This is a genomic window from Ruegeria sp. CG8 (assembly GCF_056537165.1).
On sequence record NZ_JBQFRA010000001.1, the window covers coordinates 1 to 12,905 of the forward strand.

Here is a 12,905-nt window from a genome sequence, read left to right on the forward strand (position 1 = left end):
GGTTGCGGCAGGCGGTTTTCCAAAGCGAAGCCAGCCGAAAGCAACTCGGTGAGAAACCAAAGAAGGCCGTCCCAATCCGGGGCGGCCTTTTCTTATTGGGAAGCAGATCAGATGGTTCCAAGTCTGCCATTGTTTTCGATTTGGTAGTGCCCCCGACCCTCGGCTTGAGAAATCTTAACCTTCCGCCCATCTGCTCCAGAAGCTGAATGTCTACCTGATGTGCAACGCCGAAAGCGACCTGTGCACGCTCGGCAGAATGCCCGAACAGCAGGAGGACGCGATGTTTGGCTTTGAGTTTCTGAATTACGGGGCGCAAATCCTTCACAACAAGGACCTGGAAGACATGCGCGACGCCATTCTCAGCGATGATGATCACGAAGTCGACTGCACCGTCAGCGATTTTTTTCGGGAACGCAGAAGGCTTGGGGGCAAGCAAACCGGTGCCCTTCGCCGTGACTTTGGCGGAAAGCAGGCGGGCTGATCAGAGCTTTGGTTCCCACGGGGCGCGACCGACCATACGATCCGCCTCGGCGGTGATGTCATTCATGTGCTTCTCGAGGCTTTGACGCAGTTGCTCGATCTGCTCTTCCGACGCCTTGCGGGGTACGGTCTCAGTCCATTCGCGGCAAAGGAAGACGCCTTCGTTGCGCCAGGGGCGCGGCAGCAGCAGCCGGTCCCAGGTGCCCGCCTCACGGCCATGGCGGGCCGAATAGGTGATGCCAAAAACGCGTTTGCCCGAGCTGCGCGCCCAGACCAGCGGGACGGTCGAGCACACCCGTTCCGGGCCGCGTGGACCGTCGGCAGCTATGCCGATCGAGATCCCCTGCTTCATCTTGCCCAGCACTTCACGCGACAGGGCCACGTGACGCTTGTGGCTGGACATGGCGATGGTGTCCATGCCGAAGAGCTTCTGCACCCGGCCCACCATGCTGCCGGCGCGCGCGGCCGATGTGATCGAGCAGATGCGCCCTTTTTCCAGCGGAAAGAAATAGGGCGATTGGGCCAGCCGCTGGTGCCACAGCACGACGATGACCGGCTCGCTCTGTTCCGCAAGTTTGTCCAGTTCGTCATAGCCGATCCGCTGCCATTTGGTGTTGCGATGGACCATCCTGATGTAGCTGGCGATGCGGCGCGCGGCCCAGTTCAGGGTCGTCTCGCTGTCGGCAATCTTCTTGCGAAGGCTCAAGGGTAATTTCCTCTCGGTGGGCCGAACCTTGTCTTATAGAACTGCACGACGCACGCAACTTCTTTGTCGATTGCATATGTGCCCGAGAAACTGAAAAAGCCTCTTGAGTCCGTCGCGCCGCTGGCATATCTGATGGCGCACCACAGGGGTATAGCTCAGTTGGTAGAGCGACGGTCTCCAAAACCGTAGGTCGCGGGTTCGAACCCTGCTGCCCCTGCCATTCTCCAAGAAATTCAGCAATGCTGCCTCCACGGTCAACCGTGCTGCGCCGGTTTGGTTCGCCAAACCTCTTGACGTGCGGGTAAAGAACGAAAAGGCTGTTCAGTCAGTTGGATAATGAACAGGCCACGGTTTGCGACGCGCGATCTGCGCGGGGTGGACCGAGCCAAAACAAACCGGCGTTGGACAGGCCGTTGGGGGAGAAATGACGGATATCGCCGCTTTTCTGGAGAAGTTGGGGCTATCCAAATACGCCCCGGCCTTCGCTGCGGCAGAAGTGGCCTTGTCCGACCTCGTTCATCTGTCCGAGCATGATCTGATCGATCTCGGGCTGCCGCTAGGGCCCAGACGTCGCCTGCTTGCCGCAACCGCGCGTTTTGCCCAGGACACGGCCGGTGACGCCGTGCACACTCGCCGACAGGGCAAAATCGTGGCCGAGCGCCGGCAATTGACGGTCATGTTCGTTGATCTCGTCGGCTCGACGGCAATGTCCGAGCGCCTGGATCCGGAAGATCTGGGCGAGCTGGTGCGGCGATTCAAAGAGACTTGCACAACCGCCGTTTCGAAATTCGGTGGTCACATCGCCTGTTTCATGGGGGATGGCGCGATGATCTATTTCGGCTATCCGCACGCGCAGGAAGATGCGGCCTCGCGCGCGATCGAGGCCGGGTTGCAGATTTTGGACGAACTGCCTGCGATCGACCGAAAGGAAGAGCTGCAGGCGCGGATCGGAATCGCCACGGGACTTGTGGTGGTCGGCACCATCTATGGGGACGGGTTGCGGGAAAACGACGTGGTCATGGGGCGGACGCCGAATCTGGCCGCCCGTTTGCAGGGTCTGGCCGAACCAAATTCGCTGATCATCAGCCCCTCGACGCGCCGCCTGATCGGGGGCGCTTTCCGGCTGAAGGATGCCGGCAGGCATGTTCTCAAGGGGTTTGCGGACGAGATTCAGGCCTGGACCGTGGAGGGTACCGCGCGGATCGAACGGCGGTTCGAGATCAATCCCGAAGCGGGTTCCGGCCGTCTGATCGGTCGCGGCTCCGAGTTTCGCAAGCTGTGTGACAAGTGGAACGAAGCCAGTCACGGGGCGGGTCAATCCGTTCTGATCTCGGGTGAGGCGGGGATCGGAAAGTCCCGGCTGATCGAAGGGTTGGCGCACGAGTTGCAGGGTCAGGACATTCTGCGTCTGAATTTTCAATGCTCGCCGCTGCACACAAGCAGTGCTCTGTATCCGATCGTGCAGCAACTGGAACGTTCCGCCGGGTTCGCGCCGGCGGATACGGACGCCCAAAAGCTGGACAAGCTTCTGCCGCTGCTGCGGTACCTGACATCCGAACAACAGCGCCTGATTGCGGATCTGTTGAGCATCGATGCCGATGATGCATTGGGACCCTTGGACCTGCCGCCGCAGGTCAAGCTGGAAAAGACGCTGGAAGCCGTCACGCAGCAATTGGTGTCGATGGCCCGAAGCAAACCCGTTCTGTTGCTGTTCGAAGACGCGCATTGGGTGGACCCGACCACGCTTTCGCTGACTGACAGGGTGATCGAGCGGATTCGTGACCTGCCGGTTCTTATCGTGGTCACGGCCCGGCAGGGATTCGACCCCAGCTGGGGGCACCACCACAACACGTTGCACATCCCCCTGACCCGATTGTCGAATGCCGAGGTGGCGGAAATCGTCACGGATGTTGCGGGGGGCAAACCTTTGCCGGGACCGGTCTGCGACCTGATTGCCGCCAAGACCGATGGGATCCCGCTCTTTGTTCAGGAGGTGACGCGCGGCCTTCTGGAATCCGGCCAGTTGCGGCTGACCGAGGATGGCTATGTCCTGCGCGGTCCGCTTCCGTCGCTGTCGGTACCCAGCACGCTCAAGGATTCGCTGATGGAGCGCCTCGACCGCCTAGGCATGGCAAAGGACGTGGCGCAGACCGGTGCGGTGTTCGGTCGACGCTTTTCGGTGGCTCTGGTCGCGGCGGTCTCCATGCTGCCGGCGGCGTCGATGCAGGCCAGCCTGGAACAATTGGCCATGGCGGGCATCATCCAACGGCCGCCTGACGGGGCCGAGGACGAATATCTGTTTCGCCATGCTCTGATCCGGGACATGGCCTATGACAGCCTTCTGCGGTCCGAGCGGCAGGTCCTGCACGATCAGGCTGCGGGTGTATTGCTGGACCAGCAACCCTATCTTGCGCAGACCCAGCCCGAAGTTCTGGCCCAGCACTATACGCTGGCAAACCGACCCGAAGAGGCCGTTACCCATTGGCAAAACGCCGGTCAGAGAGCGATCGAGCGGTCGGCCCTGTCCGAAGCACTGACCCATTTGTCCAAGGCGCTTGGTCTTGTGTCTGAGCTGCCGAAAAGCCGCGACCGCGACTTGCGCGAGATTGATCTGCAAGTACTGCGGGCGGGTGTCTTGCGCTCGACTGACGGGATTGCGGGCGAAGCGACAGGCGAAGCCTATCGCCGGCTGCGCGAGCTGTGCCGCCGGGCCCGCGAGACGGAACGCCTGTTCCCGGTTCTCAATGGGCTTTATGCGTTTCACCTTGTGCGGGCCGAGTACCGCCTGGCCGGTGAGGTGGCGGACCAGATCCTGGACCTGGCCGAAGTCAGCGGCCGGACCGAGCATCGGATGGTAGGGCACCGCGCCATGGGCGCCGTGCAACTGCACATCGGCAATCTGACAGATGCCAGAGCGCACCTTGAGCAGGCCTGGACCCTTTACGATTTCAAAACACATGGGAAGCTGGCCTATGTCTACGGCACCGACCATGCGGCCATCACAGCCGGCTTCCTGGGGGTCTGTTACAGCCTGATGGGTGAGCCGGCCCGCGCGCGGAGGGTTCAGGCGCAGGCTCTGGAGTGGGCCAATGAATTGCAACACGCGCACAGCGTGGCCCAGGTCCTGACCTATACGTGCATGGTCCATCTGTTGCACCGCGATATCGACGCACTGGTCGCGACCGTCGCACCGCTGGAGGAGATTTCTCGCGAGCACAGGTTGGCCTTCATGTCGATCACGGCCCGCATGTGGCTCAGTTGGGCACGGGCGCACCAGACCCCGGACGCCGAGCACATCGCGGCCCTGCGGCAGGCGTCGGATGACTGGTGGTCCAGTGGCGCCGGAAACTACAAAAGCTTCTTTCTGTCGCTGATCGCGGAACTTCTGGTGCGTGCCGGGGGGCTCAAGGCCGCCAAGCAGGCGCTGACGCAGGCCGAACTTTGGCGCAAAGACACCGACGAAGGATGGGCCGATGCCGAGGTTTTCAGGGTCCGCTCGTTGCTTGACGATCATGGGCGGAAAGATCCCGAACCGATGCTCAAACAGGCGGTGTCCGAGGCGCGCAAATGTGGGGCCAGCCTGTTCGAATTGCGCGCAGCCGTTGAGCTGACGCGCCGCGTATCCAAAACCGGGGGGCCGCCGGGGCCATGGCTGTCCGATGCCCTGGAACGTTTCGACCCAAAGGCCGACATCCCTGAATTCCTCGAAGCCCGGGCATTGCTTGAAACGATCTCTTGACCGGCACGGAAACTTTCTGCCAGCTTGGGACGGGCAGAAATGGGTTGATGGAAAGACCGTAATACGTGCGCGCAGTGTTTTTTCCCTGCGCGTTCTGCATGTTATGCCAAGGGAGCGTCCATCATGCGCAAGATAAGCAAGACCATTCTGGCCAAGGATCGCGTCGCCTCCAGCCGAACGGACCTGTCGCTGCAGCGCTATCATCCGATCACACCCGAACAGATCCGGGAGTTTGAAAAAGGCCTGGTTGGATCGGTTGTTTTGCCGACGGATCCGAACTACAACACGGATCGTCAGCTTTGGAACCCGGCCTTTCAGGACTACCCGGAAATCATTGTCTATTGCGAAACCATTCAGGACGTGCGGGCCAGTCTGGCCTTCGCGCGGAACCATGATCTGTGGGTGGTCAGCCGATCGGGCCGGCACAGCACCGCGGGGTACTCGGTCAACAATGCGATGGTGCTGGATACCAGCAGGATGTGGTACGTGACGGTCGACCCCGATACCCCGATGGCCTATGTCGGCCCCGGCACCCCGTTCAAGGTCCTGAACTCGGTGCTGGATTCCTATCATCTTCATGTGCCGGGTGGCGCGTGTCAGGATGTCTGCGTGGCCGGGTTCATGATGGGCGGAGGATACGGGTTCACGTCGCGCCTGTTCGGAATGGCCTGCGACAATGTCCTGGGCGTGACGGTGATGCTGTGGGATGGCAGTATCGTAATCGCGGATGACACGACCAACCCCGATCTTTTCTGGGCGATCCGGGGAGGCACCGGCAACAATTTCGGGGTGCTTCTGGAAATCCGGTTCAAGCTGCACAACCTGTACGAAGTCTGGGGCGTTCATATCAAATGGCCACTGGACAGGGCTGCCAAGGCTTTGGAGTTTCTGCAGGCCAACTACATGAAGGACGGTCTCTCGGACAAATTTGGGGCCTACATCTTTCTTGCGTATCAAGGAGACCAGAAGGTTCTCTTGGTCTCGGCCCTATATCACGGGCCCGAAGACGAAGGGCGCCGGGTCATTCAGCCGCTGTTGGACGAACCCATTGGCGGCCACATGGAAAACAGCAAGACAGGGACCTACCAGCAGATCAATTCCTGGCTGTATGATGAGAAATACGACATCCCGGTGGTCCCGGATCAGGCCCGCGAAGACAAGCAGGGCGGGTATATCGCCCGCCAACTGTCGCAAGATGAATGGAAAAGGGTCGTCGACTATCTGGACAGCACGCCAAACGCCTACGGGGCGGTGGCGATCGAGCCGTATGGCGGGGCGATCAATCGAATGCCGGTTGGCAAACAGGGAAACGCCTTCATTCACCGCGACGTGTCGATGAATTTCTACGTTGACGTGTTCTGGTTGTCCGAGGATGAGAAAGACGTCGTGGTCCCATGGTTGGATGGGTTCATGCAGATGATGACGGACGAGGGCTTCTTCATCGATCGCTGTTATCAGAATTATCCGCGGCGCACTCAGTTGAACTATCGTTGGCTCTATTGGGGCGACAACTTCAACTCACTTCTGTTCGTGAAGCGGAAATTCGACCCACAGAACTTCTTTCACTACCAGCAGAGTATTTCTCCGGTTCCGGACGACGCTCCGCCGGACATCATTCGGGACAAGTCGACTCCGTTCTTCTCGGACCCGACGATTACCTATCAAAGCTATTCGTACCCCTGAAAACGGGTTGCGGACCGGCATGGCCAAACTGGAGAGCGCCCGGCATGGACACGATACAGGAAATCTTCTTTCTGCCGCCGATGGCCGTTGCCAGGCTTGGCCCGGGCGAGACCCCGCTGGAAAGCTACGAATGGCAGCAGGATCTGGACGCGCATGGCAACAACAAGACGGTCATACGCTCGAACGTGACTTTGCGGGAAAACGAGGATGGGAGTGTCTCGGCCTACCTGCCGGACCCGCGGAAGATTCGATTTCGGGATGAAGGCACCGGCGCCCTGCGCCCGGTCGCGCCGTTCTTTGAACTGTGGGCGCGAATGTTCGATGCTGAAACCGGCGAGGCCTATGAAACTCCTGTGACTCTGAACCTTCTTGAAGGGCAGGGGTTGTCGCTGAAGAACATCCGCTACACGGTCGCTGTAGGTAATCAGAAAGCCGCCCGCCGCACCGGAGATGCAGCCTGCGGGTTTCGTACACGGGTCGAGATCGCGGCCGAGGATTTTACTCCTAAACCCTTGCTGGCCTTCAGTCCGCACACGTCGGAACAGCAACCGCTGGTCTATGAACACAACCCGATCCCGCTGGGCTCGGTGCGGGTTGTCCGCCCGGTCCAAGGGACGGACGAGCCGGTGCCCGGCGAGATGGTGGACCGCAGTCTTCTACGTTTGCGGTTCACTCCGCCCAAGGGCGAGGTATACGGCCCGCCCGACGCCGCCTTCGGCCCTGCAACCCTTGCTGTTCCGGGATACAAGAATGACCCGCCCAAATCGGAATATGGCCGGATTCATGAGATCGTGCCGGCGCAGAACCGCATCCTGAACCCGGACACGCCGTGGTCGAAGTGGATCATGATGTCGGGGTTGTCTGACGATCCCGAACCGCATGACAGTTATGATGGTGCACGGGTCGGCAATGATCAGTCCTGGGGGGTGGTTGACGACACGTGTGATGGAACGATCGAGGCCACGCTGGCTGTTCGCGGTCAGCGTTTGGTCGCCCGGGCGCGCATCTTCACCGGACCGCCGGATTTCGCACCGGATTGCCGGCCTTTCTACAGCCTCGAAGACGATCTGGCGGATCGCGACATGTCGTTGATCTCGGTCACCGCCGAAAACTATGTTGATGCAAAAACCGAAGTGGTCGACATCTTCCGAAGGGCGTTCGAGACCAACAGCCTGATCAATCTGGATGACATCCGGGCACAGGGCCTCAAGGACAATGCCTCTCTTCAGGCGCAGACCAAAATCGCACCCACACCGGGCCTGCCGTCCACCGATGCGGCATCGATGACGGAAAAGGACGCGGTGCCTCTCGACAAGATCGATGAGTTGATCCGCCCACAGCCGGTGTCGGTTTTCTCGAACTCGGTCCCGAATGAACAGCTGCCCTATACGGTCGCCACCAAGTTTGTGCATGAGCAGTTGATCGATGAGGAAAACCTTTTGGACTTTCTGCGCCGCAGGCCTGATTTCGTGCGGCGATTGATGCGCCCGCCCTTTGGCGTTCTGGCCCAGTTCGAAGAGGACCCGAACCCTGACCAGACACCCGATCCTGCCTTCCGCGACCCACGGATCGTGCGCGACATAATGCACGACGCCCGCATGCCGCCTTACATGCGGGATTCAAACTATTTTCCGCTCTCGTTGTCACGGCGGCAGTACCACCTGGTGATGTCTTTCATCGATTACCTCGAGGCGCACCCGCCCGCGCCCGAAACCGAACCGGTAGGAGAGCCTCGGGATGTCTGACAAACCAGCGCCGATCCGCATCAAACCCCGCAACCTGACGGCCCGTGCGGCCTACAAGGTGCCCGGCAACCCTGACAACACCCGGCTGGACGGGTCGGTCGGCAATTGTTTTCCGGGGCTGGAAATGGACGTACGCGACCTCGATCGCCGGTTCTTTCCGGGATTGGTTTTCAATGCCGTACGTGTCCCGCTGAACCCGGTTCCGGAAGCACCCGAAAACGCGCAAGGGTTTCATCTGGTCTATGTCGACTATTTCTATGACCCGATGTTGCCCGATGACAGTTCGGCACCTTGGGTGCAGGATTTGCTGGACGCCTATCGTGGTGACATCGGCGCCGAGCTGTCCAGCGGCCGGTGGTTTCTGGCCTGGGTCGAACAAGGCGGGCGACGTATCTCGTTCCGTGATGACAAGGGCAATCCCTACGACGGCATGCTGGTCTGGCGGTTCATCCGCAGCCTTGAATGCGGCGACGACCATCCGGTGACCATCGCACTGGAGCGGCGCAATCACGACGGTGTCGTCGATGCACCGCCGGTCGTCCTGCACGGATACCGCCGGCAGTACCGCACCGAAGCCGGCGTGTTCGATACGGCCTACGACCCCGGAGAGCTGACCCAAAGCCTGTGCAATCCCTGGTCGCATGACTTTCGGGATTGCGGCTGCCACTACTGGCCATCAAACCACCCGGATGTGGTCACTGCCGAAGTACCGCATGACACCCGCCTGCCGACTGGTGCGCCCGACGATCCGGTCGTGGCCGAAACCTATCTGGATTGGCTGCGTTCGGACAAATCGCCCTCGGGCAATGTGGCGGCGTTGAATACCGTCGAACAGAACCGCCCGTTCCAGATTGACCACTACGAGGTCAACCAGATGTGGAGCGACCTGCCGATCGTCGTCGAGGGACGCGAGACCGGCGAAGTCTACGAGGCCGACACGGACCTGCCCGGTGTCGAACCGTATGAAAGCGTAGCGGCGATGGTCCAGGACCTGCAGACCCGTCTGGCGCCGATGGAGATGACGCTCAGCCTGCAATACCTCTATGCCTATTTTTCGCTGGCCGATCCCGAAACCGTCGGTTCCGAGCGCTGGCCAACGCTGAAGGATGATCTGATCTTTGCGCGGCGCGCCCTGCTTGAAGTTGCGATCGGCGAGATGACCCACATGCGCTGGGCAAACCAGTTGCTGTGGTCGTTGCAGGGCAAGGATTACGAACCGGTGCTGACGCCCGCGCTTGCCCTGCCCATCGGACCCAAGCGGATCATCCCACGGTCGTTGCGCCCTTTGACGCCTGAGGCCATCGACGACTTCATCGAGATCGAACGCCCCGACGGGTTCATCGACCGTGCTTATGCCCAGTGCGTGGCGACACTGGAACACAAGGCGTTCACCGATCGGCGTCTGTATGCTTTGGCCGTGCGGATCGACACCGACGGCGACGAGCATTTTCTGCGGTTCCGCCAGATGAAGGACGTTCTGGCCAAATACCAAACGGGCCGCGGCACACCTGCCTATCTGCGCCCGATCCAAGTGGGCTCGGAAACGCAGGCGAAAGAGGTACTGGATCTGTTCCGCCGCATCACCGATGGGCTCGAACAGGCCTATCAAAACGAGGCTCAGAACCGATTTACCGAAGCGCAGAAGTATATCCAGCAGGTGCGCGACACGATGAAAAGCTTCCGGGTCACCGGTGAAGCCTTGGCGGAAAAGGGTATCGGTATCCCGTTCTGGCCCGAGGTCGAGACATGACCGACCCATCTGCCGAGGTGCATTTTTTCGAAACGACATTGGGCGAGCACATGCTCGCCGTAGATGGCTCGCGCGTGTTCGATGTGGCCGAAGGAACGGCGGATCACTTCGCCCGTATGGCCGCCGAAAGTCAGCGAGAGTTTCTGACGCAGATGGGTCTTGATGGTGTGCCGTTCATTGACGACGCGCCGCCGCGCCGCATGCCGGTCAGGTCTTTGTCGCTGGCGGTCGCGCAGAAATGCAACTTGGCGTGCACCTATTGCTATGCCTCGCAGGGCAGCTTTGGTGGTCCTGCCCGCAGTATGGAATGGGAGGTCGCGAAAGCCTCGGTCGATCGGCTGATCATGGACTCGGAACCCGGCACCCGGATCAATCTTGCCTTCCTGGGAGGCGAGCCGTTGATCAATCGCAACCTGATCCGAAAAACGACGGTTTATGCTGCTGAACACGCGCAACGCAACAAAGTGGATGTGGGATTTTCGATCACGACGAATGGCACGTTGCTGCGCCCGGAAGACGCTGAGTTTTTCGAAGACCACGCCTTTGCCGTCACCATCAGTCTGGATGGCGTTGGCAAGGCACATGACCGGTTGCGCCCCAACCAGGGTGGGCGCGGCAGCTACGACACCATTCTGCGCAAGGTGCTGCCGTTGCTGGACAAACAGCATCGCATGCAGGTGGGCGCTCGGGTCACCGTGACACCGCGCAACCTCGAGTTGCCTGAGACCCTGAGCCATTTCATAGGCATGGGTTTCCACTCGGTCGGGTTCTCACCCATGCTGGCTTCGCCAACCGGGCGCGAAGAAATGAGCAGCAAGGACATGGCCGAAATGCTTTCGCAGATGATCCGCTGCGGACGCGTTTTCGAAGACGCAGTGCTGCAGGGCCGCCGCTTTCCCTTCTCGAACATGGCCGCCGCAATGCACGAGATCCACCTTGGCACGCACCGGCCCTACGCTTGCGGAGCCGGTGGCGGATATTTCGGGGTTTCGGCGGATGGCGATCTGTTCGCCTGCCACCGCTTCGTCGAGGATGACTTGGCCGCGATGGGCAATGTCCATGACGGCCCGGATGCGCGGCGAGAAGCCTGGCTGGCCGAGCGCCACGTGCACAACCAATCGCCGTGCAACACCTGTTGGGCACGGTACATGTGCGGTGGCGGTTGCCATCACGAGGTCATTCATCGTGGCCGCCCGGCATGTGATTATATCCGCGGCTGGCTGGATTATTGCCTGCAGGCCTATGTCAGGCTGTCGGCTGCCCGCCCGGATTTCTTCGGCGACGCTGCCCGCCGTTCGGCCTGAGGGCGCAGCGGATGGCGGCCGAGATTGAAGCCGAGATCTGCGTGATCGGCGGTGGCCCGGCCGGGGCCGTGACAGCGATGCGGCTGGCACAGCTGGGGCGACGGGTCTGTCTGCTGGAACGGGCCATCTTCCCACGCCAACACATCGGAGAGTCACTGCCTGCCTCCATCTGGCCCATTCTGCGGTTTCTGGGTGTGGGCGATGCTATGAAAGCTGCGGGATTCCTGCAATCGTCGGGTTCCGTCCTTATGTGGGGCGGTGCGTTTGAAAGGCGGGGTGAGCCAGTTGACGATCCGGGCCTTCTGGTGGATCGCAGCCGGTTCGATGCCATCCTGCTGGACGCTGCACGCCAGTCGGGTGTTCGTGTGTTGCAACCCGCACGCGCCTATCGACCACGGCGCACCGGCGCCGGTTGGGAGGTACCGATCCTGACTGCGCAGGGAAAAGGCCGGCTGCGCGCCGACCTTTTGGTGGATGCGGCGGGCAAGCATGCGGGACTTGGTCGGAGGTTCCGCCCGGCCTCAGCGCCATTGACGGCGCTCTATGCCTACTGGCAAGCCCCTCCGGGTTTTGGCACGCAGGCCCGCGTGGAGGCTGGTGATGCCCATTGGTATTGGGGCGCAGCACAGCCGGATGGTACGGTCAACGCTTGCGTTTTTGTCGACCCGTCGGATTGCACTGGTTTGTCGCCGGCAGCCCGGCGTGATCTGTATCTGAACCTTCTGGCACGATCGACTCTTCTGGCCGGCTGTCTGGAGCAGGCGCGAATGGGCCCGGTGCGCCGGTGTGATGCCAGCAGCCAATGTGAATTGACCCCGCCCGCCGATGATCTGCTGCGTGTGGGCGAAGCGAGTTTCTCGGTCGATGCGCTGTCATCGCAAGGGGTGCATCTGGCTATGGCGCAGGCCATGCAGGCCGCAGTGGTTGTAAACACGATTCTGACCCGGCCCGGCGACACCAACATCGCGCTGGGATTCTATTCGGAACGACAGCGCGAACGCGTCGAAACCCACGCCGAATTGGCGGCGGCATTCTATGCACGTCACCACGAGGTCACCTCTGGGCCGTTCTGGAGCCAGCGCGCACAGCCGCTGGACTGGCTTCGCCGCCCGCCTGCGGACCTGCAGAATGCCGAGCTGTCCACCGGCGAGGTGCTTCGCCGGTCGCCGGAGGCGAAGCTGGTACAGGGCGGTGTGCAAGGCGACGCGTATGTTCTGAGGTCAGAGATTCTGACCCACCCCAATCTGCCGCGCGCGGTCCACTCGCTGGCAGGGGCCGAACTGGCGCCGTTGATATCCGATCTGCGCGAACCACTCTCTGTGCCCGATATTTTGCAGCGATGGTCGAGCCGCATCGGACCCACCTCGGCGGCACAGGTCCTGCGGTGGCTTTGGCACACCAAAATCCTTGTGCCGGCCGGTGAGCTGTGGCGCAATCGCGGTTCCCCTTGACTGGCGAATGGCCTAATGTCCCGCCAGGATAAAACAGCCGAAAGAGG

Annotated in this window: 8 protein-coding genes and 1 tRNA gene; 7 read left to right on the forward strand and 2 right to left on the reverse strand. The window is 61.1% G+C overall.

Going from position 1 to position 12,905, the window contains the following annotated elements:
• Window positions 1-436: hypothetical protein (locus ACR0EF_RS00005; RefSeq protein ID WP_480771311.1), on the reverse strand; the 436-nt coding region annotated here is incomplete at its 3' end.
• A gap of 45 nt (window positions 437-481) precedes the next feature.
• Window positions 482-1,186 carry a lysophospholipid acyltransferase family protein gene (locus ACR0EF_RS00010; RefSeq protein ID WP_170365189.1) on the reverse strand — a complete coding sequence of 235 codons (705 nt, stop codon included), beginning with the start codon at window positions 1,184-1,186 and terminating at the stop codon, window positions 482-484.
• Between the two features lie 144 nt (window positions 1,187-1,330).
• On the opposite strand from ACR0EF_RS00010, the gene ACR0EF_RS00015 reads away from it, so the two are divergent.
• The 7 genes from ACR0EF_RS00015 to qhpG all read left to right on the forward strand — a co-directional run bounded on the left by ACR0EF_RS00015 (window position 1,331) and on the right by qhpG (window position 12,858).
• Window positions 1,331-1,406 (forward strand) — tRNA-Trp (locus ACR0EF_RS00015).
• 204 nt (window positions 1,407-1,610) lie between these two features.
• Window positions 1,611-4,925 carry an adenylate/guanylate cyclase domain-containing protein gene (locus tag ACR0EF_RS00020; protein ID WP_170371930.1) on the forward strand — a complete coding sequence of 1,105 codons (3,315 nt, stop codon included), beginning with the start codon at window positions 1,611-1,613 and terminating at the stop codon, window positions 4,923-4,925.
• A 123-nt stretch (window positions 4,926-5,048) separates the two neighbouring features.
• Window positions 5,049-6,608: an FAD-binding oxidoreductase gene (locus ACR0EF_RS00025; protein ID WP_170371928.1), complete on the forward strand. Its 1,560-nt coding sequence runs from the start codon at window positions 5,049-5,051 to the stop codon at window positions 6,606-6,608.
• A 44-nt stretch (window positions 6,609-6,652) separates the two neighbouring features.
• A complete protein-coding gene (locus ACR0EF_RS00030; RefSeq protein ID WP_170371926.1) occupies window positions 6,653-8,353 on the forward strand; it encodes a hypothetical protein in 1,701 nt (566 codons plus the stop codon).
• Window positions 8,346-10,103 carry a ferritin-like domain-containing protein gene (locus ACR0EF_RS00035; RefSeq protein ID WP_170371924.1) on the forward strand — a complete coding sequence of 586 codons (1,758 nt, stop codon included), beginning with the start codon at window positions 8,346-8,348 and terminating at the stop codon, window positions 10,101-10,103. The genes ACR0EF_RS00030 and ACR0EF_RS00035 overlap by 8 nt, the downstream gene beginning before the upstream one ends.
• A complete protein-coding gene (locus ACR0EF_RS00040) occupies window positions 10,100-11,407 on the forward strand; it encodes a radical SAM/SPASM domain-containing protein (protein ID WP_170371922.1) in 1,308 nt (435 codons plus the stop codon). Before ACR0EF_RS00035 ends, ACR0EF_RS00040 begins: the two co-directional genes overlap by 4 nt.
• Before the next feature lie 11 nt (window positions 11,408-11,418).
• Window positions 11,419-12,858, forward strand: coding sequence for a flavin-dependent monooxygenase QhpG (qhpG, locus tag ACR0EF_RS00045; RefSeq protein ID WP_170371919.1), 1,440 nt, complete (start codon window positions 11,419-11,421; stop codon window positions 12,856-12,858).
• Window positions 12,859-12,905: the final 47 nt, after the last annotated feature.